Here is a 24,482-nt window from a genome sequence, read left to right on the forward strand (position 1 = left end):
CGCTTGCGGGGGAGGGCTGGGGTGGGGGTCTCTCCACAATGGGGCTGCCGATGGTCGATCCCGAGCATCCGGATTGGAAGGTGTCCGGTACACTCCGGTCCAACGCCCGCGCACTTCGCAAGAACTCGACCGATGTGGAGCGAATGCTCTGGTCGGAACTGCGCGGCAAGCGTCTGAACGGCGCAACCTTCCGCCGACAGGTGCCGATCGACAACTACATCGCAGATTTCGTCTGCCATGCCGCAAAGCTGGTGATCGAACTCGACGGCGGCCAGCATTCTTCAGACCAGGGCGAACGCGCCGATGCCGCGCGCTCGGCCGTCATCGAAGCGAGAGGCGTCAAAGTGCTTCGCTTCAGCAATCTCGACGTCATGACAAACCGAGCAGGCGTCCTTGAAACAATCGCCGCTGCCATTGCGGAGAGAGCCCCCACCCTGACCCTCCCCCGCAAGCGGGAGAGGGGACCGGAGAAGTCATCGTCATGAAGTTCACCCTCTCCTGGCTGAAGGAACATCTCGAGACCGACGAGCCGCTCGACAAGCTCGCCGACAAGCTCACCATGATCGGGCTCGAGGTCGAGAACATCGAGGACAAGGCGAAGGCGCTCGCGCCGTTCACCATCGCGCGCGTGATCTCGGCCGAGCAGCACCCGAATGCCGACCGGCTGCGCGTCTGCATGGTCGACACCGGCGACGGCGGCGCGCCGGTGCAGGTGGTGTGCGGTGCGCCGAATGCGCGCGCCGGGCTGGTCAGCGTGTTCTCGCCGCCCGGCACCTACATCCCGGGCAAGGACATCACGCTCGGCGTCGGCACCATCCGCGGCGTCGAGAGCCGCGGCATGTTGTGCTCGGCGGCCGAATTGCAGATCTCCGAAGACCACGACGGCATCATGGAATTGCCGGCGGACGCGCCGCTCGGCAAGGGCTATGCCGACTGGGCCGGGCTCGGCGATCCCGTCATCGAGATCAATTTGACGCCGAACCGGCAGGACTGCACCGGCGTGCACGGCATCGCGCGCGATCTGTCCGCCGCCGACATGGGCAAGTTCAGGGACCCGGGCATCAGGCCGATCAAGGGCGAATTCCCCTGCCCGGTTCAGGTGAAGGTGGAAGACGCCGCGCTGTGTCCGGGCTTCGCGCTGCGGCTGGTGCGCGGCGTGAAGAACGGTCCGTCGCCGGAATGGCTGCAGCAGCGGCTGACCTCGATCGGCCTGCGCCCGATCAACGCGCTGGTCGACATCACCAACTTCATGACCTACGACCGCGCGCGTCCGCTGCACGTGTTCGACGCCAAGAAGGTTAAGGGCAACCTCACCGTACGCCGCGCGAAAGACGGCGAGACCCTGCTCGCGCTCGACGGCCGCACCTACACGCTCGACAGCAATGTCTGCGTGATCGCGGATGAGCACGGCGTCGAGTCGCTCGCCGGCATCATGGGCGGCGAGGCCTCGGGCTGCGACGACAACACCACCGATGTGCTGATCGAATCGGCGCTGTGGAACGAGATCAACATCGCGCAGACCGGCCGCAAGCTCGGCATCAATTCGGACGCACGCTACCGCTTCGAGCGCGGCGTCGATCCGGCCTTCATGGTTCCCGGGCTCGAGCTCGCGACCAAGCTGGTGCTGGAGCTGTGCGGCGGCACGCCGTCCGAGAACGTCGTGGTCGGCAAGCAGTTCGGCGAGGATCGCATCATCGATTTTCCGCTCAGCGAGGTGAAGCGCCTCGCCGGCATCGAGGTCCCGCTGGTCGAAGTGAAGCTGATCCTGACCCGGCTCGGCTTCATGCTGGCCGGCAACGGCCCTGTCGTGAAGATCGCGATCCCGTCCTGGCGCACCGACGTGCAGGGCAAGGCCGACATCGTCGAGGAGATCGTGCGCATCGTCGGCGTCGACAAGGTGCCGATGACGCCGTTCGAGCGTGGCGAGGAGCCGCGCAAGCCGGTGCTGACGTCGATGCAGCTGCGCACCCGCCGCGCCAAGCGCGCGCTCGGCGTCCGCGGCATGGTGGAGGCCGTGACCTGGTCGTTCATCACCAACGACGCGGCAAAACTGTTCGGCGGCGGCCAGAGCGAGCTGGTGCTTGCCAACCCGATCGCGGCCGATCTCTCCGACATGCGGCCGAGCCTGCTGCCCGGCCTCGTCGCGGCGGCTCAGGCCAACATCAACCGCGGCTATCCCGATGTCGCGCTGTTCGAGGTCGGCCAGGTGTTCCGCGGCGACAGACCCGAGGACCAGCTCGTGGCTGCCTCCGGCGTACGCCATGGCTACGCCTCGTCGAAGGGCATCGGGCGGCATTGGACCGGCTCGGCCACGGCGGACGCGATGGATGCCAAGGCCGATGCCTTCGCCCTGCTGGCGGCCGCCGGCGCGCCGATGCAGGCGCTGCAGATTGTCCCGGGCGGTCCCGCCTGGCTGCATCCGGGGCGCTCCGGCACCATCCAGATCGGCCCGCAGAACGTGCTCGGCACCTTCGGCGAATTGCATCCGCGTGCGGCCGAGGCGCTCGGCGCCGACGGCCCGATGATCGTGTTCGAGGTGATCCTTGATCGCGTCCGGCAAGGCAAGCAGCGGGCGACGCGCGCCAAGCCGGTGCTGGAGCTCTCGGCGTTCCAGCCGGTGTCACGCGACTTCGCCTTCATCGTCGATCGCAGCGTCAAGGCGGGCGACATTGTCCGCGCGGCGCAGAATGTCGACAAGAAGCTGATCACCGACGTCACCGTGTTCGACGTCTATGAAGGCAAGGGCATCGATCCCGACAAAAAGTCGATCGCAATCGCGGTGACGATCCAGCCGCGCGAGAAGACGATGACCGACCAGGAGATCGACACGATCGCCGCCAAGGTCGTCGCCGAGGTGACGAAGAAGACCGGCGGCACGCTGCGGGCGTGATGTCGACGCAGACGATGGATTGCTCCCTCGCCCCGTTCTTACGGGGAGAGGGTTGGGGTGACGGGCTTTCTCCACGTGTACGGTGATAGTTGCTTGCGGAGACTCCCCCTCACCCGAAATTCAAGCTGTGCTTGAATTTCGACCTCTCCCCGCAAGCGGGGCGAGGTAAGTGACGCCTCCCATGACCTCCCTCACCCTCCTCCCCTCCGACATCTCGACCAGCATCGCACTTGCGATCTGCGCGATTGCGTTCGTGTCGGGCACGGCGCGCGGCTTCTCGGGCTTCGGCTCAGCACTGATCTTCATGCCGCTCGCAAGCAGCGTGGCGGCGCCGAGGCTGGTGGCGGCGCTGCTGCTGATCATCGACTTCGTGGCGGCGGCGCCGCTGCTGCCGAACGCCTGGACCCATGCCGACCGCAAGGCGACCGCGGTCATGGTCGCCGGCGCGCTGGTCGGCGTTCCCGTCGGCACCTATTTACTGACGGTGCTCGAGCCGGTGACGACGCGCTGGATCATCTCCTGCTTCGTCGCGGCGCTGCTCGCGCTGCTGCTGTCGGGCTGGCGCTATCACGGCAAGGATCACGCCGCGCTCTCGATCGGCGTCGGCGGCCTCTCCGGCTTCTGCAGCGGCCTTGCGCAGACCGGCGGCCCGCCGATCGTCGCCTACTGGCTGGGACGCCCGATCTCGTCGGTGATCTCGCGCGCCAACATCGTGCTGTTTTTCGGCGCCTCGGATTTCTTCTCGCTGGTCAGCTACTGGTTCACCGGATTGATCACGATCGAATCGGTCAAGTTCTCGCTGATCGTCGGCCCGATCTACGGCATCGGCGTCTGGTTCGGCGCTTCGCTGTTCGGCAAGGCCAGCGAGCAGGTATTTCGCGCGATCTGCTACGAGCTGATCGCGGCGGCCGTCATCGTCGGCCTGCCGGCGCTTGATGGCATTTTGCGCGGCGGGTAGGGTCCAGAAAATAATCAGGGAGAGAACCGATGATCGACCGCCGCAATGCATTGAAACTGGCGCTCGGCAGCGCTGCTATGCTCGCGGCACCGGCGGTGCGCGCGCAGGGCACAAGAGCGCGCACGCGAATCGTGTTCCTCGGCACCAAGGGCGGACCGCGGGTCGGCATCGGCGCTTCCAATCCGGCCAATCTCGTCGTCGTCAACGACACGCCGTTCGTGATCGATTGCGGCATGGGAGTCAGCCGGCAGCTGGTCAACGCCGGCGTGCCGATCCCCTCCGTGAAGTACATCTTCATCAGCCACCACCATTCCGATCACAATCTGGAATACGGCAATTTGTTCTACAACGCCTGGGCGGCCGGCCTCTCGACGCCGATCCATTCGTTCGGTCCCAAGGGCATCGAGGCGATGACCAAGGAATATTGGGAGCTGAACAAGATCGACGTCGAGACGCGGATCGCGGACGAAGGCCGGCCCGATCCACGCAAGCTGCTGATCGCCAAAGACATCACCAACGACGGCGTGGTGCTGAAGACGCCTGACGTCACCGTCACGGCGTTCCGCACGCCGCATCCGCCCATCGTCGACAACTTCGCCTACAAGTTCGAGACGCCGGACGGCACGATCGTGTTCTCCAGCGACACCGCCTACAATCCGAAGCTTGCCGAGTTCGCTGAGGGTGCCGACGTGCTGGTGCATGAATGCCTCTACATTCCCGCGGTCGATCGGCTGGTGGCAAAGACCAAGAACGGCGCGACGCTGAAGAAGCATCTGCTCGACAGCCACACCTCGACCGAAGACGTCGGCCGCATCGCAGCCGCCGCCGGCGTAAAGACACTGGTGCTGAGCCACTTCGTCCCCGGCGACGACCCTGATGTCACCGACGACGACTGGACCAGGGACGTGAAGACGAATTTCAAGGGCCGGATCGTGGTGGCCAAGGATCTGATGGAGCTGAAGCTGCCGGTGTGAGCCGGCGAAACTCTCTGCGCTCGTCATTCCAGGGCTCGCGAAGCGAGGAATCCATCCATCGGGGCGCACATTCGATATGGATTCCGGGCTCGTGCTTCGCACACCCGGAATGAAGGGAGAGAGAGAGAGAGAGTCACCGCCCCCCAATTACTGAGTTGCCCGACGGCGCAAGCCCCCGCAGCAAGAATATTTCGGTTTACCGGAGGCCAAATCATGTCGCGAGAATGCGGATGTATGACTCTCGGGTCGTGAAACAAATTCCGCGTCGTCCCGGGCAAGCCAACGGGTCGGCGCGAAGCGCCGCCCGATGACAGGCTCCGCGCGACCCGGGACCCATAAACACCAATGGTCATTGCGACGCCACGCTGGGGCTCCAGCTCACTTCGATAACATGGTTCGGTGGTTAGGGGTCCCGGCTTTCGCCGGGACGACACCTGTTGCTCGGCGGCCTCGTTCTGCCAGCCTGTCAGATCGCGATGCCTGATCTCACACAGCCATCAATTCATCGGCCCGGCGGAGCGAGGCGCGCGGCGCTTGTGTTTTGCGGCTGGCGCTGCGGGCTCCGGCGTCGCATCCTTCACCCCGCCGATCCTGCGCAGCGCGGCATCGGCTGCGCGCTCGCCGCTTTCCCAGGCGCCGTCGACCGTGCCCCACAGCGTCTCGTGCGTGGCCTCGCCCGCGAGATACATCGCGCCGATCGGCTCGGACAGGATCCTGCGGGAGAATTGCGCGCCGGGGGCTGCCGACGACATCGCGCCGAGGATGAAGGGCTGTGCATTCCAGCGCGTCGCGCTGGTCTTCTTCACGGCAGCGCCGACCTCGCTGCCGTAGAGCTTGGTCAGCCATTCCACCGCGAAAGCAGTCATCGCCTTCTCGCCCTGCGCGGACAGGTCGCGGCCGAACGAGCCTGCGACGTCGATCGTGCACAGCGAGGAGCCCGCGATATTGCCGTAGAGCAGCGCCGTCCTGGTCGAATTGCTTTGCTCGATGATGACGTCGTCGCGCGACAGCCCGAGCAGATTGCCGGGGATCTGCAACGCGATGCGATCGTAGCTGCCGAGGCCGAGCTTGGCGGCGGCATCGAGCGCGCGCTTCGGGATATCGGGCGCGAACTTGATATTGCCGCTCGCGAGCACGTTGCTCGACACCGTAACGATGGCCGCGCGCGCGGTGATTTTGCCGACAGGCGTCTCGACCATCACGTCGCGATTGCTCCACAGGATGCGCTGCGCAGGTGTCGAGAGCGCCAGCGGAAGCTGCTCGCCGAGCTTCGCGATCAGCGCGCCGAGCCCCTGCCGGCAGGCGATCGCGGTGTTGCGATCCTGCGCGCGCACCTTGTCGACGGCCGAAAGGTCCTTCAGATCCTTGCCGCTGAAATTGGCGCCGAGCAGGAATTCCGCAGTGCCAGCCCAATCGCCGAGATCCTTCGGCATTGCCGCGGCGCAGGCGATATCGGCCTTGCGCGAGGCGTCGTCGATGGCGCGATTGGCGCGCACCAGCGCCGCCAGAAACTCCTCGGTCTCGCCGGGGCGGGCGTAGCGCCGGCCGATGCGAATCTTCTGGCCTGCGGGCGCGGTGACGATGTCGAAGCCCGCGGAGCGCGCCAGCCGGATCATCGGATTGGTTTCGGGATTGTGCATCCAGCGCGCACCGCGGTCGAACGGCACGTCGAAGGTCGATGCATCGGTCTGGCAGCGCCCGCCGACCTGGCCGGACGCCTCCACCACAATCACCTTGCGGTTCGCGGCAACAATCCGTCGCGCCGCGGCAATGCCCGCGGCCCCCGCGCCGATCACCACGATGTCGGCCTCGCGCGGCAGCGGCGCAGCGACAACCCGGCCGCCCAGCACGGGCGCCAGCGCCAGAGCTGCGGACGCCGACAGGAAATCGCGGCGGGTCACTGTCATGACATAGCTTCTGGCATGGTTTCCGGGGACTTGCGGAGAATGGGAACGCTTCGCGAACTGTGCCGCATCTCACCGACCGCAGCAACCATCATGGTAAATCAATCATGATTGATCCGCCGATGGCATGAACTAAATTGCAACGGCTTGCGACCATGATTAAGTGAACGGAAGCGGTCGTAGAACCGCTGGGGGGAATCCATGGGCGTAATGCTCGATACCGTCGGTAAATGGATCGCGGGGTACCTGCAGAAGGAGGTCCCCGGTTACGAGCCGTTCACGCCGAGTGACCCGGACCATCTGCGGAGCATCATGCAGCCCGGCGATGTGCTGCTGGTCGAGGGCAACAACCGGATCTCCGGTATCATCAAATACCTCACGCAATCGACCTGGTCGCATGCCGCGCTTTTCGTTGGACCGATCGACGGCGCGTTCGAGCCTGACGGCGAACAGCATGTGCTGATCGAGGCCAATATCGGCGACGGCGTGACCTCCGCGCCGCTTTCGAAATACCTGTCCTATCACACCCGCCTCTGCCGGCCGGTCGGGCTGTCCTTCGAGGACCGCACCACGGTGTGCCGCTACGCCATCAACCGCATCGGCTTCGGCTACGACACCAAGAACATCGTCGATCTCGCGCGCTATCTGTTTCCGCTGCCGATCCCGCAGCGCTGGCGGCGCCGGATGATCGCATTTGGCTCCGGCGATCCGACCAAGATCATCTGTTCGGCGCTGATCGCGCAGGCATTCGACGCCGTGCGCTATCCGATCCTGCCCAAGATCACGCGTGCTGCCAGCCGCAAGGCGCGCCGCGAGATCCTGCACATCCGCGATTCCTCGCTCTACATGCCGCGCGATTTCGACATCTCGCCCTATTTCGAGATCGTCAAACCCACCATCGTGCACGGTTTCGACTACACGGCCCTGCACTGGGCCGACAAGCAGAAGCCGCTCCAGGAGGTAGCGGGCGAATTCAGTGTGTTTCCAGAGTACAAGTCGCCGCCGCTTGCTCCTGAAGCGATTGACGAAGAGGCGGCGCTTCCGGCTGCGGAAGTGACCGCGCCGGAAACCGCACCGGTGTGACGGCCGCAGGCGTCAGGCTCGACATGTCGAGCGCTGGCAGCGTCGAGCCCGATCTGGAATTCGTCTCGTCATCCGGCTTCGTCGTTGAGTTCTCGCTCTCGCATCACTAGGGTGGGCGCGCTTCAAGCCTGCTTTCATTCGGTAGTTTTACGGTGCTTTCGTTCATCAGTTTCTCGGCGATGGCTGCCGCGTCGGAGCAGGACCCGGCGCGCTGGCGCCGTCCATTGATCAAATGGCTGGAGGGAATCGAGACCGGGTGGTCGATCCCGATTCTGCTCGTCCTCTTTGTCGCGATCTGGACTGCGTATCTGGTCATCGCCTATCTCGGCGCCGGCCTGCACCCCGATGTGCTCGAGACCTGGACGCTCGGCAGGCACCTCGCATGGGGATATCCCAAGCATCCGCCGTTGATGGGCTGGATCACGCGGGGATGGACGGCGATCTTCCCCCTGACCGACTGGTCGCTGCAACTGATGGCGATGGTCAACGCAGCGGTGGCGCTGTGGGCGGTTGACCTGATTGCCCGCCGCTTTGTCCGCGGCGAGAAGCGGGCGATCGTGCTGCTGCTGTTGATGCTGCTGCCGGTCTATCAATTCCACGCCCAGCGCTTCAATGCGAACACGGTGCTGCTGGCAGCCTGGCCGCTGGCAACTTACTGCTTCCTGCGTGCGTTCGAGGCGCTCAGGCAGCTCGGCTGGGCGATCGCGGCGGGTGCGGCGTGCGCACTGGCGATGCTCGGCAAATATTATTCGATCTTCCTGGTCGCGAGCTTCGTCTTCGCAGCCGTGCTGCATCCGGATCGCCGCCGCTATCTGCTGTCGGCCTCGCCCTGGATCTCGGCGTTGGCCGGCATGCTCGTGCTTGGCCCGCATCTGCACTGGCTCGCCACCACAGGGGCAACGCCGTTCGATTATGCGCTCGCGCATGCCGGCGCCGATCATGTCGCCGCGCTATGGGAAGTCACCTACTTCATCACGGGCCTGATCGCGGCGCTCGCGATCCCGGCGGTGACCTGGGTGTTCATTGCCGGCTCGCGGCTGGCGCGGCTGCCGGCCGATTTCCGCGCGATGAACCCCGGACTCCGTCTGCTGCTGCTGGTCGCAATCGGGACCATCCTGTTTCCGGTGATCGTCTCGCTCGCGATCGGCACCGACCTGCCGTCGCTCTGGGCGGTGCAGGGTCTCTTCCTGTTCGTGGTTCTGATCGTGTGCGCAACAAGCTACCCGATCGAGCGCTTCTACGCGGTCAACCTGGCCGTCATGGTGGCCGGGATCGCCATTCTCGCCGTCACCGTCGGCGCTCCGATCCATGCCCTCTATCGCAATGCTTACGGCTATGAAGAAGGCCGCGACTTCTATCACGCCGCCGCGGCGGAGCTCACCGCGCGATGGCGCGATGCGGCCGGGACACCGCTCGCCGCCGTCAGCGGCGACGACGCGCTCGCTTTCGCTGCCGCCTTCTACAGTCCGGACCATCCGCACTATGCCCGACCGTTCGCCTATCAGTACACTTGGGGCTTGCCGCGCAAGACCACGCTCGATCGCGGCTGGGCCGCATTGTGCTTCGCCGACCAGACGGATTGCCTGAGCTGGATGGAGCGGACGACGTTGCGCGCGACCGACGTCTTTCGCTCCGAGTTTGATGCCCAGGCGACGCTGCTGGGCAGGCGCGGCCGGACACGGCGGGTCGTGATGCTGATCGTACCGCCTTATCGCGAGACACCCCCTGCGCAGCCCGATGTCGAGGATTTCAGCTCGAGCCGCCGCGCGCGCGACTGATCAGAACGTCGCCGCCAGCGTCAGACGCACGGCAAGCGGCTCGGCGGGAAGCTCATGACGATCGGCGACGCCGTCGATCGGTTCGCCCGGCAGCCGCGACAGATAGTCATATTCGATCTGGTTGGTTTGCGCGTTGAAGAGATTGAGGAACGCATCACCATCACCATCGAGGACGATCTGCTCGCGGAGATCGACGCCGCTGCCGAGGCGCGCGGCTATCAGAACCGCTCCGAGATCATCCGCGGCCTCGCGCGCGCCGGTCTGCAGCAAAGCGCGGAAGACGCGCCGTCAGGGCAATGCGTCGCGGCGCTGGTCTATGTCTACGATCACGCCGCGCGCGACCTGTCGAAGCGGCTGGTGCCGAATTTCCACGGCCGTCACGACCTGTCGCTGGCGACGCTGCACGTCCATCTCGACGACGACAGCTGCATGGAGGTGACCGCGCTGAAGGGCGCCAGCTGCGAGGTCCGCCATTTCGCCGACCACATCATCGCCGAGCGCGGGGTGCGTTACGGCCGCGTCGTGATGATCCCGACGGCCGCGAACAAGAAGCCGCGCAAGCGGGGGCACGGGGACAGGCATGATTGAGCTTGCGCTGCTGCGTAGCCCGGATGGAGCGCAGCGCAATCCGGGCTACGCAGATAAATTCGCTACGCCGCCTTCGCCTTGGCGCCGCGCGGCAGGCCGGCCCGGGCGAGGCCGCCATAGAGCTGCTCGTTCGGCATCTCGGATTTCAGGATCGCGCGCACCTCGATGAGGCGGTCGAGATCGATGCCGGTCGGAAATCCCTTGCTCTCGCAGAGGAAGACGAGATCCTCGAACACGACATTGCCGGTGGCACCCGGCGCGAACGGGCAGCCGCCGAGGCCACCGAGCGAGCCGTCGAGCACGCGGGCGCCCTCGTCGAGCGCCGCGGAGGCATTGGCGATGCCCATGCCGCGGGTGTCGTGCAGATGGACGCAGACCGGCTTGGAACCGGCGATCTTCACCGCGCCGCGCGTCAGTTCGCCGACCTGCTTCGGCCCGGCATAGCCGACGGTATCGGCGATCGCGACCATGTCGACGCCAACCTCATAGAGCTTCTCGGTGAGGCGCAGCACCTCCTTCGGATCGACCGCACCCACGATCGAGCAACCGAGCCCCATCGAGATCGCCGCATTGACGAGCGGCTTGTGCGCGCTGGCGTCGCGCAATTCACAGAGGCGCTTGATCTTCTCGATCGCCGACTCGCGCGAGCGGTTGGCATTGGCCTGGCTGTGCTCCTCGGTCGCCGACACCACCGAGGCGATCTCGGCGACACCCGAGGCCAGCGCTTCGTTGACGCCGCGCTCGTTCAGCGCCAGCGCGACACCGTGCGCGCCGGGCAGCGCGGCAATGGTTGCGATGACATCGCGCACATCGACGAATTGCGGGAAAGTCTTGGCCGGCAGGAACGAGCCGACCTCGAAATGCCTGACGCCGGCGGCATATTCGTCGCGCACCCAGCGCTGCTTCGCGGCGGTCGACGGGAATGTCTTCACGAGCTGCAGGCCGTCGCGCAGGCCGACCTCGCGCAGGCTCACCTTGTCGTTGGGATAGATATCGTGGATGCGGGTCATATCAGCCTCACGCAGCGTTTCCGGTTGATGAAATCTTCTGTTGTGCGAGTTCGGCGCGGACCGCATCGGTATCGGCGCCCAGCACCGGCACTTTCAGGCCTTCGCCGATATGGCTGCCGTTCCATTCGACCGGCAGCGCCGGAACGCGGAACGGCTTGCCGTCGGCGTTGACATTGTTGACGAGCCCACCCGGCCGCAGCACATGCGGATCCTGCAGCAGATCCTCCGGCCGGTTGATCGGCGAGAAGCAGATGTTGAGCGCGTCGAGCCTGGCCGAGAGGTCGGCGACGTTCCAGCCTTTGATCACCTCGGCGACGCGCGGAATGATCCGGTCGCGCGCCATGATACGGTCCGTGGTCGAGCGCAGCGTCGGATCGTCGGCGAATTCCGTCAGGCCGAACTCGCGGCAGAAGCTCTGCCAATGGCCTTCGGTGACGACGCCGATGAAGATGCGGTCGCCGCCGGCGGCATCGAAGATGTCGTAGATCGGCCAGGCATGCTCGCGCTCCGGCATCGAGCGCGGCTTGCGCCCGGTCATCTCGTACTCGACCATGTGCTGGGCGACCAAGAACAGGCAGTTCTCGAACAGGCCGATGCGGATGTCGGCGCCATTCCGGTTGCCGCCACGCTTCTGATAGAGCGCGGCGAGGATCGAGATCACGCCGAACATGCCGCCCATGATGTCGTTGGCGGAAGAGCCGACGCGCTGCGGCTTGTCGCGCGTGCCGGTCATCGCCGCAAGCCCCGACATCATCTGCACGACCTCGTCGAGTGCCGGGCGATGATCGTAGGGGCCGGAGAGAAAGCCCTTGTGGCCGGCGATGATCAGATGCGGATATTTCGTGCGCAGCTCGTCTGCGCCAAGCCCCTGCTTGTCGAGCTGGCCATCACGAAAATTCTCCAGGAACACGTCGGCGCCGGCGAGCAGCCGATGCATGGTGTCGCGGTCCTCGGGCTTGGCGAAATCGAGCACGACGCTGCGCTTGCCGCGATTGAACAGCGGGAAGAACGAGACGCCCATGCCGCCGAGCGAGCGGGTCTTGTCGCCGGCGGGCGGTTCAACCTTGATCACCTCGGCGCCGAGTTGCGCCAGGATCATTCCGCAGGTCGGCCCCATCACCATGTGGGTCATCTCGACGACCCTCACGCCTTCCAGCGGCAGTCCGCTCCCGGTCATCGGTTTCTCCGTGCTCGTTGCACTCTTGTTCAGACGCGTTTTCTTCACGCGAACCGGTACCCACTTCGCTCGAAAACGCTTTGTGATCGGCGCAGGTTAGGCTTCCGCACGCGATCTGAAAAATATAATCTGTCGAATAGTGCATTCGTCGTTCTAGAACGCAGAACCCCAATGGATTCGCGCCAGCTTCGCTATTTCATCGCGGTTTACGAGCAACGCAACCTGTCGCGGGCGGCGGATCAGGCCAATGTCGCGCAATCAGCGCTCAGCCACCACATCGCCAATCTCGAGGCGGAATTCGCCACGCCGCTGTTCGAGCGCAAGCCGCGCGGCATGGAACCGACCGCGGCGGGCGAGCGCGAGATCAAGGAAGGCGGCAGCGCAATTGCCGGCGAGATCTCGATCGGCATGGCCAATTCCGGCATGAAGGCGATCGGCGTGCCGCTGATGCGGACCGTGCTGGCGAAGTATCCGAACCTGAAGCTGTCGCTGACCGAGAGTCTCTCCGGCGCGACGCTGCTGCATTTGATGAGCTCCGATGTCGACCTCGCGCTGGTCTACAATCCGCCGTCGGAAAAGGACCTGATCGCCGAGCCGGTGCTGGAGGAGCAGATGTTCTGCGTCGGCACCGAGAAGCTGATCGGCAAGAAGGGGCCGATCACGTTCGAGCAGGTGGCCCAACTGCCGCTGATCCTGCTGCGGCACGGCCTGTCGGCCCGCGCCCTGCTGGACGACCCCGTGCCGCTGAAGCGGCTGGAGGCCAATGCAATCCTGCACCTCAATTCAACCAGCGGGATGATCGGTGCCTTGACCGCGGGCCTCGGCTGCACGATCGCGACGACGCATTTCGTCAGCGAGCCATTGAAAGCGCGCTTGCTGGTCGCACGCGAGGTGATCGAACCCAGGCTGAGCCGCACGCTCTATCTCTGCCGCTTGCGCAACCGGCCGATGACCTATGTGATGGAGGAGATGTGCCGGCTGATCCGCTCCCTGATCGCTGAACAGGTCGGGCGTGGCGCGTGGGAGGCGACGCTGCTGATCTAAGGCGCTTTCAAGCGCATCAGAAACAGCGCTATCGAAAATATCGAACGATTCCTTCGATATGTTCGTCTGGATTTCTGGCACCCGGCTGCCAAACATGCGCAACCGGCACGCCTTCGCAAGAAAGGCGGCCATTGGACCATTCGGGGAGGACCATCATGAGCGCCGTCGAACTCGGCTCGGTTGCCGATCTTGCCAACACGACAAGCGGACCGGACGAGATCTCGCGGCGGCTCGAGGCGCTGCCCACCTCCGGCTACGTCTGGCGGCTGGTGATCCTGCTCTCGCTCGGCGGCTGCTTCGAAATCTACGATCTGTTCTTCACCGGCTATATCGCGCCGGGCCTCGCCCGTAGCGGGCTGATGACCACGACGACGCAGGCCTTCTTCGGCTTCTCCGGGATCGGCGCCTTCGTCGCGGCAACTTTCGCCGGCCTGTTCATCGGCACCTTCTGCCTCGGCTTCCTCGCCGATCGCTACGGGCGCAAGGCCGTCTTCACCTATTCACTGCTGTTCTACAGCGCGGCGTCGGTGATTATGGCGTGCCAGACCACGCCTGGCGGCGTGCTGCTGTGGCGCTTCATCGCCGGAATCGGGATCGGCATCGAGGTCATCACCATCGACGCCTACATCACCGAGCTGGTGCCGAGCTGGATGCGCGGCCGGGCCTTTGCAATCAACCAGGCGGTGATGCTGTCGGCGGTGCCGATCGTCGCCGCGCTGTCGTGGTGGCTGGTGCCGCTCTCGCCTTACGGCATCGATGGCTGGCGCTGGGTGGTGCTGATCGGCGCCGCCGCCAGCATGATCATCTGGGTGCTGCGGCTCTACGTGCCGGAGAGCCCGCTCTGGCTGGCCCGGCATGGCCGCCTTGCCGAGGCCGAGAAGATCATGCGGACGCTCGAGACCTCATCGCCTGCGGCCGCGCCACGTCCTGCCGTTAAAGCCGCGATGGCGCCGGCACGTGCGCCGGTCGAGACCGGCTATGCCGATTTGTTCCGGCCGCCCTACGCCTCGCTCGTCGTGCTCTTCATGATCTTCAATCTGTGCCAGGCGTTCGGCGTCTACGGCTTCTCCAACTGGGTTCCGGCGCTGCTGGTCGAGAAGGGCATCAACATCACAAAGAGCCTGCAATACTCCTTCATTATCGCCTTCGCCTATCCGCTCGCGCCGCTGCTGGCCGCAACCTTCGCCGACCGCTTCGAGCGCAAATGGATCATTTGCGGCGCGGCCGCCGCGATCTCGGTGTTCGGCCTCGCCTTCGCGCAGCTCACCGAGCCGATGCTCCTGATCGCCAGCGGCGTGCTGGTGACCGGCGCCAACATGACGCTGTCCTATGCCTATCACGCCTATCAGACCGAGGTGTTCCCGACCGCGATCCGGGCGCGCGCGGCGGGCCTCGTCTATTCGATGAGCCGGCTCAGCGCGACCTTCTCCGGCTTCATCGTGGCGTTCATGTTGAAGGAGGCCGGCGTCAGCGGGGTGTTCGGCCTGATCACCGCGGCGATGGTGATCGTAATTATTACGATCGGTGTCTGGGGGCCCAACGTCCGCGGCAAGCCGCTCGACGCCTAAAGCGTTTCTTGACGCGAACCGGAGTCCACCCCGCATCGAGTGCGGGCGGACTTCGCTCGAAAAGGCTGTGACCGCGACACAAGCGGCACTTGCCGAAGCCATATTGGGTGGCTACCTCTCGCTCGTCATTTTGCAGAGGTAACCCAGTCATGTTCGACGCCGCCGTCAAGGCGCTTTCGCAAATCCTGTCGCCGCCGATGCGCACGATCCTTTGGCGTTCGATCGGGCTTGCACTGGTGCTGATCATCGTGCTCGCAATCGGATTGCAGCGGCTGCTGGGTTGGTTTGCCGACACCGGCGAGGTCTGGGCCGAAGGCATGCTCGGCCCCAACTTCCATTCCACCCTGCACGTGCTGTCCTGGATCATCTCGATCTCGGCGGGCCTCGGCGTCGTGCTCGGCGGCATCTTCCTGATGCCCGCGATCACCTCGCTGGTGGCCAGCCTGTTTGTCGACGACGTCGCCGACCATGTCGAGCGCGAGCACTATCCGGCCGACCATCCCGGCACGGCGTTGCCGGTGACGCTCGCGACCATCGAGGGCGTCAAGACCGCGCTGCTGACGATCCTGGTCTACCTGGTCGCACTGCCGTTCGTGCTGTTCGCGGGCGCGGGCTTCATCATCTTCTTCATCGCGACCGCCTGGCTGCTCGGCCGCGAATATTTCGAGCTCGCCGCGATGCGCTTCCGCTCGCCAGAGGACGCCAAGGCGATGCGCAAGGAGAATGCGGCGACCGTGTTCACCGCCGGCCTGTTCATCGCCGCCTTTGTGTCGATCCCGATCGTCAATCTGGCGACGCCGCTGTTCGGGATGGCGTTCATGGTGCACATGTACAAGCGCCTGTCAGGCCCGCGGCGCGAGCTGATCGAGCCGGCGCGGCGAAGCAACGTATCCTCGATCTAGGCCGCGTCCCGAGGCACCGGCAGTGGTGCAGGCGTCCGATCGCGCGCGAATAACACCAGCAGAAGCCCGACGATCGCCACGCAGGCGAGCATCGCCCATGCCTCGTTGACGCTGAGTGCGAGCGATGCTCGCTCGACCAGCGGCCGGATAAACGCCACCGTCGCGTCGTCCGGCGGACCCGGCGGACGGTTGATCAGCAACATTGGATCGAGGCCGATCGCCTGTGCCGCGTTGAGATCACCTGCCAGCAGGCGTGCACGAAAATCCTCACCATAAATTGGGCTTCGGCCGTAGAGGATGGTGTCGATCAAGGCGATCCCGATCGCGCCACCCAGATTGCGCATCAGGTTGAACAACCCGCTGGCGTCGGCAACCTCCGCCTCCGGCAGAGTGCCCAGCGCAATGCGTGTCGGCGGCAGCAGGCAGAACATGATCGCGACACCGCGCACGATCTGCGGCCACAACATCTCGCCGAAATCCGCGGTGCGCGGCTGAAAGGCGCTCAAGCCGAGACCGAGCGCGAACAAGGCGAAGCCTGTAGCAGTCAACAAAAGCGCGCCGACGCGGCTTTCGAGGATTGCCGCCAATGGCGCGGCGATCAGCTGCGCAACCCCCGTGACCAGCATGATGGAGCCGATCTCGAAGGCATCATGGCGGCGGACGAAGCCGAGGAAGACCGGCATCAGATAGGTCGATCCATACAGGCCGATGCCGAGGCAGAAGCTCAGGGCGCAACCGATCGCGAACGAACGCCGCCTGAACAGGGTCAATCGCGCGATCGGATCCGCCGCGCGGATCGTGCGCCGGATCAGCAGCGCCATTCCGGCCATGCTTCCGATCAGCAGGCTCAGGCACGGCATCGAGACCCAGCCACGCTGCGGCGCTTCCTTCAAACCGATCATGAGGCTTGCGAGCGCCGCTGCCAGCAGGACCAGCGACGATTTATCCAGTCTGGCGAACCCGCGGAGATTCACGCCCTGCTTCGGCAGCAGCAACGGCGTGACCGTGGCCGCAATCGTTCCCGGAACCAGGTTGATCAGGAACAGCCAAGGCCACGACCAGGTCTGCGTGATCCAGCCGCCGACGACCGGTCCAACGGTCGGTGCGAGCACGGCGACGACGCCGCCGATCGTGGTGGCTACCGCATGGAGCCGCGCCGGAAACAGCGTGAACACGGCAGAGAACACCGCAGGGATCACGACGCCGCCGGAAAATCCCTGCAGCACGCGAAACACCAACAGCACGGCAAAGCCGCCACTGAAGGCGCAACCGACCGAGGCGATGGTGAACAGGCTCACGGCGATCGCGAACAGCCATCGCAACGACAGCGCATGGGTGAACAATCCGGGCAGCGGGATCGCGATCACCTCCGCGATCAGATAGGCGGTCTGGATCCAGCTCATCGCGGAAGGCGAGATCGCGAGCGCGCGCTGGATCGTCGGCAGCGACGTCGCGACGACCTGGATGTCGAGGATCGCCATGAACATGCCGAAGCACATCAGGAGGAAGCCTGCCCAGGTCGCCGCCGATGGGCTGTCGGTGCGATGCTCCGCCCGGCCGCTCATGGCGTGCTGACGCGCGGCCAATCCGCAACCGAGAAAGCACGGCTCTCGGCGCGAATTCGGATCGCAAGCACCGCGAGATTGAGCACGGTGAAGATCAGCGCTGGCACCGGCAGATGCAGTGCAAGCGGCAGCAGCGCGATCTCACCGACGACGACGGCATAGTTTGGATGCGGGAAATGCCGGTACGGCCCGGATGCGACCAGCGGCGTGCCCGGCAAGACGATGATCCGCGTGGTCCATCGCGGTCCGAGTGTGGCGAGGATCCACAGCCGCAAGCCTTGCAGCAGGAGAAAGGCCGCGAGCGCGGCCAGGTTGACATCCTGGTTGCGGCCCCAGATCCACAGCGCGGTCAGCCAGCCGGCGTGAACCAGCACAATGAGCGGGTAATGCCTGGCGCCGACCTCGATCGCGCCGCGCGCCAGCAGCCGCTCCGTGTTGCGCCGCGCCAGCACGAGCTCGCCGAGACGCTGCAGCGTCACCAGCGCAAGGATGACCGAAGCGAAGCTCATGCCGCGTGCCTGAGCGCGACGCAGCTAAGCGTGAAGCCGGGCCCGAGCGCCGTGAGCAGCGAGCGCGCCGGCAAGCCGCTGGCACGGGCGCGTTCGAGGACAAAGAGAACGGTCGGGGCCGACATGTTGCCGCAAGCCGCGATGACGTCGCGTTCGTGATCGAGCGTGCCCTGATCGAGCGCGAGCGCCCGCTCCAGGGCGGCGATGACCTTGGAGCCGCCGGGATGGCAGAGGAAGCGATCGATGTCATCGGCCGTCAGCTCCATCCGCGCCAGAATTTCGGCAACGGCCGGTCCAACATGGTCGCGGACGAAATCCGGAATGGTGCGCTGAAAGACGACGCCGAATCCTTCCGGATCGACCGTCCAGCCCATGATGCCGAGCGTATCCGGCCACAGCTTTTCGCCGGCCGCCTCGATCCGCGTCGCGCCGCCGTCTCCGGCGCGCAGCACGATCGCGGCGGCGCCATCGCCGAACAGGCTGGCCGCGACGATATTCGCCTTGGTGAGCTCATCATGGCGGACTGCGAGCGTGCAGAGTTCGAGCGCAACCAGCAGCACATTCGCGCCTGGCTCCGCCTGTGCCAGCCGCGCCGCGATCGACAGGCCCGACACGCCGCCCGCGCAGCCGAGGCCAAACACCGGCACGCGCGACACATCGGTCCGCAAGCCGAGCTTGCCGGCGACGCGCGCCTCCAGCGTCGGCGTGGCGATGCCTGTCGAGCACACCGTGACCACGATATCGATGTCGCTGCCGGTCAGGTCGGCACGGGTCAACGCCTTGCGGGCGACATCGACGAACAGCGCCTCCGCGCCTTCCAGGAAGGCCTGCGTTCGCTCCGGCCAGCCGCGCCGTTCGAGATACCACTCGATCGGCTTCACGCCGTAGCGATGCTGGATGCCGGTGTTGGCGAACAGGCTGGAGAGCGTGTCGAACTCCGGATAGCGGTCGGCGAGAAGGTCGCGCGCGGCCTGCAGGACTTGTCCCTGATGGAATAGATGCGATGGAACCGCCGTCGCCATGGAAACAAGCGCGGCGGTCTGCTTGGTCTCGATCATCGTGGCTCCCGTTCTCCCGCTTGTGGAACCACGCGGCATGCAAAATATTTCAGACGCCCGCGAGATAGCTGGCGCGCCGCATTCACTATAAATTGACATCGGCAGCGGCAAGCCGCGGGAGATATCCGAGCCGCGCCGCTCGCAAATCAGGAAGCGGCGGCGCCCAGCCTGCGCAGCACGTTCTTCACGAAGCCAAGCGGCACCGGCGACAGCGGACCCTGCGGCGCGCGCGTGATCAGGGCGACCAGCAACAGCGCCAGGATCGCGATCCAGAAGCACAGCCAGAAGCCGTCAATGTAGGCGAGCGTGTTGGCCTCGCGCTGCACCAGGGCCGCGAGCGTGCCGACGGCACGCCCCGTCGCCGTCCCGATGCCGTGGCCGGAAAATTCACCGGCCAACCGCTTCAGCAGGTTCACGACGTCGACGTCGCCGCTCTGGACGTGCTGGCCGAGATAATTCGAATGGATCTGCTCGCGGACGCGCAGCCAGGTCCCCATCAGGGCGATGCCGATCTCGGCGCCGCCGAGCCGCATGATCTGGATATAGGCCGCGAACGCGGTCGCCCGCGACGGATCGGAATTGGACAGCGCCATGATGATGATCGGCAGCAGCGTGAACGCCTGCCCGACCGACGTGAGCAGGACGATGCCGACGAAGTCCTCCCGCACCCAGACATGGCTCAGCTGCGTGCCCCAGAGATTGGCGGCTGCGAATGCCGAGAATCCGAGCACCACGACGATACGCGGATCGAGGTGACGCAACAGGACAATCGAGATCGGCACCAGCACGAACATCGGCAGCGCGCCGTAGGTGAACAGCAGCACGCCCGACTGCTCCGGCCGCAGCGCGCCGATGGTACCGAGGAAATTCGGCACCAGCGACGAGTTCGACAGGCTGGTCAGCGTGTAGAGCAGGATGACGATCAGCGAGAGCCCGATATTGCGCGAGAACAGCACGTTGAAATGCGCCCAGGGCCGGCGCGCGACCGTCTCGTTGATCATGAAGGCGATGATCAACAGCCCGCCGCCGATCAGGAGCGCCATCACGGTGCCCGACGACAGCCAGTCCAGCCGGTTGCCCTGATCGAGCCCGGCATAAACCATCCCCAGGCCGGCGCCGAGCAGCAGCATGCCACCCCAATCGGCATGGTGCAGCAGGTCGCGATTGAGCGGCTCATTCGGCGTGCCGAGATACACCATCAGCCCCATCAGCGGCGCGATCACGACACCCTGCCAGTACAGCCACTGCCAGCCGAGATGCTCGACATAGAATCCGACCAGCGAGCTCGACGAGTCCAGCGCGAAGCCGACGCGGATCGAATACATCGCGATCGCCGGCAGCCACCAGCGGATCGGCAGGTTGCGCAGGATGATCATCAGCGTCGCGGGCACGAAGGTGCCGAGCAGCATGCCGTGGGCGATGCTGAGCACGATCAGCGTCGTGTAGTCATGCACGAACGGGATGATCAGCGAGGCCACGGCATAGACCAGGCTCGGAATCCCGAGCACGCGGCGCAGACCGAACGCGGTGGCGAGCCAGGCCACCGCGGGCGCGATGAAGATCTGCGAGCCGATGGCGGCGGTCGAGAGCCAGGCCCCCTCGTCGAAGGTGAGCGAGAACGCGCCCCGCAGGTCGGGCAGGCCGACCGAGGTCAGGCGGCTGTCGAAATTCGCGAGGAACGCGCCGAGCAGCACGGCGACGACGGCAAACACCGGATAGCGCGCGACGTCGCCCCGCGAGACCGGACCGCGCTCGCGCTCGTCATTTTCCGGCATTGGCGACCGCCTCGCCGGTGTTGATCCGCGTGACGACCGACATGCCCGGCAGCAGACGCTCGAGCAACGGCTGGCCCTTGTCGAATTGGATACGCACCGGAATGCGCTGCACCACCTTGGTGAAATTGCCGGTGGCGTTGTCGGGCGGCAGCAGCGCGAATTGCGAGCCGCTCGCCGGCGCGATGCGCTCGACGACGCCGCGCAGCGTCTGGCCGGAGAATGTGTCGACGGTGACCTCGACCGGCTGGCCCGGTCTGACGTTGGTCAGCTGGGTTTCCTTGTAGTTGGCGATCACGTAAACGTTCGGCAGCGGCACGACATTGATCAGATTGGTGCCGATGTTGACGTAGTCGCCCGGCTGCACCTGGCGCTCGCCGGTCACGCCGTCGAACGGCGCGGCGATCCTGGTGTATCCAAGCTTGAGCTTGGCCGATGCCAGCAGCGCCTTGGCGGCGTCGAGGTCGGCGGCACGCTGCTTCTTGGTGCCTTGCAGGACCTCGAGCTGATGGCGTTGCGCTGCGATCACCGCGCGGCTGGCGCGCACATCGGCTTCCGCCTTGGCGCTGGCCGCGGTGGCCTGCTCGAGCCGCTGCCGCGTGCCGGCGTCGGTTTGCGACAGTGACTGCTGACGCTCTTCCTCCTGGCGCGCCAGGGTCTGCTGCGCCTCCGCAGACAACCGCGAGGCCTCGGCCTGCGCGATGGTCGCATATTGCAGCTCGACCTGGTTGTTGAGGTTATCGAGCGCGGCCTGCGCACCGACCACCCCCGCCTCGGCCTGCGCGACCTGTGCCTGATAGTCGGCAGGATCGATCTGCACCAGGAGATCGCCGGCCTTGACGCGCTGGAAATCGGAGACGGCGACGGTGAGCACTTCGCCGGACACGCGGCTGCTGAGCTGGGTCAACTCGGCGCGCACATAGGCATCATTGGTGCTCTGGATGGTGGCACTGCCGACCCAGGCGTCCCAATGCGTGGTCGCCACCGCGACGAACACAAGCGCGGCCAGCACCGCAAACAGCGGAATGGCGAAACGGCTCCCGAAGCCGCTCCCCGCAGGCTGCGGCTTGGCTGGTGTTGCCACTGGTGCGGGCGCGGTCGGGCTGACTTGTGACGGACCTCTTGAACCTGCTCTGCCACACCACACTCCCCTCAATCACACGCGCCGAACGCCGGGCGCGTCACTTAGCACATGACGATCATGGCTCAGATGGTCTTCTCCGGCCACCGGCAAAGATCATTGATCAGGCACACGTCGCAACGCGGACCGCGGGCGAGGCAAGTATAGCGGCCATGCAGGATCAGCCAGTGATGGGCGTGCAGCATGAACTCCGTCGGGATCACCTTTTCCAATCCCAGCTCGACCTCGAGCGGCGTCTTGCCGGGCGCGAGACCGGTGCGATTGCCGACGCGAAACACATGGGTGTCGACCGCCATCGTATGTTCGCCGAATGCCATGTTGAGCACGACATTCGCAGTCTTGCGGCCGGCGCCGGGCAATGATTCGATTTCGGCGCGGGTGCGCGGCACCTCACCGCCGAATTCGGCGATCAGCTTCTCGGAGAGTGCGATGACGTTTCTGGCCTTGTTGCGATAGAGCCCGATGGTCTTGATGTACTCGCGTACTCTGTCTTCGCCGAGCTCAAGCATCTTCTCCGGCGTGTCGGCGATTGCAAACAGCGGCCGCGTCGCCTTGTTGACGCCGGCATCGGTTGCCTGCGCCGACAACACCACCGCAACCAGCAGCGTGTAGGGGTTGAGGTGCTCGAGCTCGCCCTTCGGCTCGGGATTGGCTTTGCGGAACCGGTCGAAGGCCTCGTAGACCTCCGCCGCCGTCCATGGTTTTGGCTTTGCAACCTTCTTGGCGGCCTTGGTCGCCGGCTTCTTTGCCGCGCCTTTGGGCAGCGGCTTTGCCGCTTTAGCGGCTTTCTTCTTCGGCGCGGACCGAACGCTTGAGGTGCTGGCGTGTTGAGAGCGGATGATTTTGGCCATGAACGGGATATACTGATACGTCATGACCGCAGGCAACGACTTTGATCCGGGCGAAGACCCCAGGGCCAATGACCTCGACGTCGATGCGCCCGAAGCGGAGCCGAAACTGTTCTCGGCGCTGCTGACGCCGCACCGCTCGCTGAATCGCACCGGCTTCATCGTGCTGATGTCGTTCGTCACCGTGGTCAGCTTCATCGCCGGCGCGGTGTTCTGGTGGCTGGGCGCCTGGCCGATCTTCGGTTTCTTCGGCCTCGACGTGCTGGTGATCTACTGGGCGTTCAAGGTCAATTTCCGCACCGCCAAGGCGAGCGAAGAGATCACCGTCACGCCGTCGGAACTGCGGGTGCGCCGGATCAGTCACCGCGGCCATGTGGCCGAATGGGTGCTCAACCCGCTCTGGGTGCGGTTCGAGCAGATCTCGCATGAGGAATTCGGCATCGAACGGCTTTACCTGGTGTCCCGGGGCCGCCGGGTCAGCGTCGGCAGCTTCCTGAACCCGGACGAAAAGGCAAGTTTTTCCAAAGCCTTGACTGCCGCGCAGAATGCCGCGAAACGCGGCCCGACTTACAATCCCATCGCTTGATCGAGTTTGTTTTTGAGCATGATCTCGTCGGAAAACCGGTCCCCACTTTTCCGGATCATGCTTGTCGGAAATCGGGTGGTTTGGACGCGCCATGGCTCCTAGATCAGACACTATGATGACACTCGCCATACACGACCAGCGCCTGGCCAAGCCGGGCCTTCAGAGCGCCGCGCTGCGCGACTATGACTCGGTGCGGCGCGCCATCGCGTTCATTTCGGAGCACTGGCGCGCGCAGCCGACCATCGAAGCGATGGCCGATGCCGCCGCCGTGACGCCGGATGAACTGCACCATCTGTTCCGCCGCTGGGCCGGGTTGACGCCGAAGGCCTTCATGCAGGCGTTGACCCTCGACCACGCCAAGAACCTGCTGCGCGATTCCGCCAGCGTGCTCGACGCCGCACTCGACTCAGGTCTCTCGGGACCGGGACGGCTGCACGATCTGTTCGTGACGCATGAGGCGATGTCTCCAGGCGAATGGAAGACCGGCGGCGGCGGCATGACGCTGCGCTTCGGCTTCCACCCCTCGCCGTTCGGCACCGCGATCGTGATCGCAACCGACCGCGGGCTCGCGGGGCTTGCCTTCGCCGACCCCGGAGACGAGCAGACCGCGTTTGCCGACATGAAGCGCCGCTGGCCGAACGCGACCTTTGTCGAGGACACCGACGGCACCACCGCACTGGCGCAGCGCGTGTTCGATACACGGTTGTGGCGGGCAGACCAGCCGCTGCGCGTCGTCTTGATCGGCACCGACTTCGAGGTGCGGGTGTGGGAAACGCTGCTCAAGGTCCCGATGGGCCGCGCCGTGAGCTATTCCGACATCGCCAACAAGATCAGCAGCCCGAAGGCCTCGCGCGCCGTGGGCGCCGCGGTCGGCCGCAATCCGGTGTCGTTCGTGGTGCCCTGCCATCGCGCACTCGGCAAGAGCGGTGCGCTGACCGGCTATCACTGGGGCATCACCCGCAAGCAGGCGATGCTGGGCTGGGAAGCCGGCCAGGTGGGATTGCACTAAAGCGAACGCGCTGCTGCACCGTCACCCTGAGGTGCTCGCGCAAGCGAGCCTCGAAGGGTCGACGGCCACCAGCGGGGCCGTGCATCCTTCGAGACGCGCTTCGCGCTCCTCAGGATGA

General features: G+C 65.4%; 21 protein-coding genes. 12 read left to right on the plus strand and 9 right to left on the minus strand.

Annotated elements, in window-relative coordinates; translation table 11 throughout:
* The first annotated feature begins 50 nt into the window (after window positions 1–50).
* The 4 genes from HU230_RS33085 to HU230_RS33100 all read left to right on the plus strand — a co-directional run bounded on the left by HU230_RS33085 (window position 51) and on the right by HU230_RS33100 (window position 4,822).
* Window positions 51–485, plus strand: a complete 435-nt coding sequence (locus HU230_RS33085) for an endonuclease domain-containing protein (protein ID WP_224943828.1) — start codon at window positions 51–53, stop codon at window positions 483–485.
* On the plus strand, window positions 482–2,890 hold the full coding sequence (gene pheT / locus HU230_RS33090) for a phenylalanine--tRNA ligase subunit beta (RefSeq protein ID WP_176534575.1): 2,409 nt from the start codon (window positions 482–484) through the stop codon (window positions 2,888–2,890). The genes HU230_RS33085 and pheT overlap by 4 nt, the downstream gene beginning before the upstream one ends.
* 181 nt (window positions 2,891–3,071) lie before the next feature.
* Entirely contained in the window at window positions 3,072–3,848 is a 777-nt protein-coding gene (locus HU230_RS33095; protein WP_176534574.1) for a sulfite exporter TauE/SafE family protein, read from the plus strand.
* A gap of 29 nt (window positions 3,849–3,877) precedes the next feature.
* The gene (locus tag HU230_RS33100) at window positions 3,878–4,822 is read left to right on the plus strand and encodes an MBL fold metallo-hydrolase (protein WP_176534573.1); all 945 of its coding nucleotides are present in this window, start codon (window positions 3,878–3,880) and stop codon (window positions 4,820–4,822) included.
* A 497-nt stretch (window positions 4,823–5,319) separates the two neighbouring features.
* Here the strand turns inward: HU230_RS33100 and HU230_RS33105 are convergent, their stop codons facing one another.
* Window positions 5,320–6,729, minus strand: coding sequence for a flavin monoamine oxidase family protein (locus HU230_RS33105; RefSeq protein ID WP_176534572.1), 1,410 nt, complete (start codon window positions 6,727–6,729; stop codon window positions 5,320–5,322).
* A gap of 198 nt (window positions 6,730–6,927) precedes the next feature.
* Between HU230_RS33105 and HU230_RS33110 the strand changes: the two genes are divergently transcribed.
* The 3 genes from HU230_RS33110 to nikR all read left to right on the plus strand — a co-directional run bounded on the left by HU230_RS33110 (window position 6,928) and on the right by nikR (window position 10,175).
* On the plus strand, window positions 6,928–7,809 hold the full coding sequence (locus tag HU230_RS33110) for a YiiX/YebB-like N1pC/P60 family cysteine hydrolase (RefSeq protein ID WP_224943831.1): 882 nt from the start codon (window positions 6,928–6,930) through the stop codon (window positions 7,807–7,809).
* 179 nt (window positions 7,810–7,988) lie between these two features.
* Window positions 7,989–9,587 (plus strand): glycosyltransferase family 39 protein, encoded by a 1,599-nt coding sequence (locus tag HU230_RS33115; protein ID WP_176535307.1) that lies wholly within the window; start codon window positions 7,989–7,991, stop codon window positions 9,585–9,587.
* A 54-nt stretch (window positions 9,588–9,641) separates the two neighbouring features.
* Complete coding sequence (nikR, locus tag HU230_RS33120; protein WP_338077315.1) at window positions 9,642–10,175, plus strand: nickel-responsive transcriptional regulator NikR; 534 nt, start codon at window positions 9,642–9,644, stop codon at window positions 10,173–10,175.
* A gap of 62 nt (window positions 10,176–10,237) precedes the next feature.
* On the opposite strand, the gene HU230_RS33125 is transcribed toward nikR, so the two are convergent.
* Together HU230_RS33125 and HU230_RS33130 are read right to left on the minus strand one after the other, a co-directional pair.
* Window positions 10,238–11,185 (minus strand): hydroxymethylglutaryl-CoA lyase, encoded by a 948-nt coding sequence (locus tag HU230_RS33125; RefSeq protein ID WP_176534571.1) that lies wholly within the window; start codon window positions 11,183–11,185, stop codon window positions 10,238–10,240.
* Window positions 11,186–11,192: 7 nt separating this feature from the next.
* Window positions 11,193–12,362, minus strand: a complete 1,170-nt coding sequence (locus HU230_RS33130) for a CaiB/BaiF CoA transferase family protein (RefSeq protein ID WP_176534570.1) — start codon at window positions 12,360–12,362, stop codon at window positions 11,193–11,195.
* 171 nt (window positions 12,363–12,533) lie between these two features.
* Here HU230_RS33130 and HU230_RS33135 point away from each other — a divergent pair, with 171 nt between their 5' ends.
* From HU230_RS33135 to HU230_RS33145, 3 genes are all read left to right on the plus strand, one after another.
* On the plus strand, window positions 12,534–13,406 hold the full coding sequence (locus HU230_RS33135; RefSeq protein WP_176534569.1) for a LysR family transcriptional regulator: 873 nt from the start codon (window positions 12,534–12,536) through the stop codon (window positions 13,404–13,406).
* 155 nt (window positions 13,407–13,561) lie between these two features.
* Window positions 13,562–14,974, plus strand: coding sequence for an MFS transporter (locus HU230_RS33140; RefSeq protein WP_176534568.1), 1,413 nt, complete (start codon window positions 13,562–13,564; stop codon window positions 14,972–14,974).
* A gap of 149 nt (window positions 14,975–15,123) precedes the next feature.
* On the plus strand, window positions 15,124–15,876 hold the full coding sequence (locus HU230_RS33145) for a sulfate transporter family protein (protein WP_176534567.1): 753 nt from the start codon (window positions 15,124–15,126) through the stop codon (window positions 15,874–15,876).
* Here the strand turns inward: HU230_RS33145 and HU230_RS33150 are convergent.
* From HU230_RS33150 to nth, 6 genes are all read right to left on the minus strand, one after another.
* Entirely contained in the window at window positions 15,873–17,441 is a 1,569-nt protein-coding gene (locus HU230_RS33150; protein WP_176534566.1) for a DHA2 family efflux MFS transporter permease subunit, read from the minus strand. The two genes, HU230_RS33145 and HU230_RS33150, sit on opposite strands and share 4 nt — an antisense overlap.
* Window positions 17,438–17,950: an isoprenylcysteine carboxyl methyltransferase family protein gene (locus HU230_RS33155; protein ID WP_176534565.1), complete on the minus strand. Its 513-nt coding sequence runs from the start codon at window positions 17,948–17,950 to the stop codon at window positions 17,438–17,440. Before HU230_RS33155 ends, HU230_RS33150 begins: the two co-directional genes overlap by 4 nt.
* Window positions 17,947–19,008: a type III polyketide synthase gene (locus HU230_RS33160; RefSeq protein ID WP_176534564.1), complete on the minus strand. Its 1,062-nt coding sequence runs from the start codon at window positions 19,006–19,008 to the stop codon at window positions 17,947–17,949. Before HU230_RS33160 ends, HU230_RS33155 begins: the two co-directional genes overlap by 4 nt.
* Before the next feature lie 146 nt (window positions 19,009–19,154).
* On the minus strand, window positions 19,155–20,783 hold the full coding sequence (locus tag HU230_RS33165) for an MFS transporter (RefSeq protein ID WP_176534563.1): 1,629 nt from the start codon (window positions 20,781–20,783) through the stop codon (window positions 19,155–19,157).
* Window positions 20,770–21,864 (minus strand): HlyD family secretion protein, encoded by a 1,095-nt coding sequence (locus HU230_RS33170; protein ID WP_176534562.1) that lies wholly within the window; start codon window positions 21,862–21,864, stop codon window positions 20,770–20,772. The genes HU230_RS33165 and HU230_RS33170 overlap by 14 nt, the downstream gene beginning before the upstream one ends.
* A gap of 122 nt (window positions 21,865–21,986) precedes the next feature.
* Window positions 21,987–22,772, minus strand: a complete 786-nt coding sequence (gene nth, locus HU230_RS33175) for an endonuclease III (RefSeq protein WP_176534561.1) — start codon at window positions 22,770–22,772, stop codon at window positions 21,987–21,989.
* Between the two features lie 22 nt (window positions 22,773–22,794).
* Here nth and HU230_RS33180 point away from each other — a divergent pair, with 22 nt between their 5' ends.
* Together HU230_RS33180 and HU230_RS33185 are read left to right on the plus strand one after the other, a co-directional pair.
* On the plus strand, window positions 22,795–23,355 hold the full coding sequence (locus tag HU230_RS33180; RefSeq protein ID WP_224943836.1) for a DUF2244 domain-containing protein: 561 nt from the start codon (window positions 22,795–22,797) through the stop codon (window positions 23,353–23,355).
* A gap of 112 nt (window positions 23,356–23,467) precedes the next feature.
* Window positions 23,468–24,364 (plus strand): methylated-DNA--[protein]-cysteine S-methyltransferase, encoded by an 897-nt coding sequence (locus HU230_RS33185; protein WP_176534560.1) that lies wholly within the window; start codon window positions 23,468–23,470, stop codon window positions 24,362–24,364.
* The last annotated feature ends 118 nt before the right edge of the window (window positions 24,365–24,482 follow it).

It is taken from the genome of Bradyrhizobium quebecense (genome assembly GCF_013373795.3).
Lineage (GTDB): Bacteria > Pseudomonadota > Alphaproteobacteria > Rhizobiales > Xanthobacteraceae > Bradyrhizobium > Bradyrhizobium quebecense.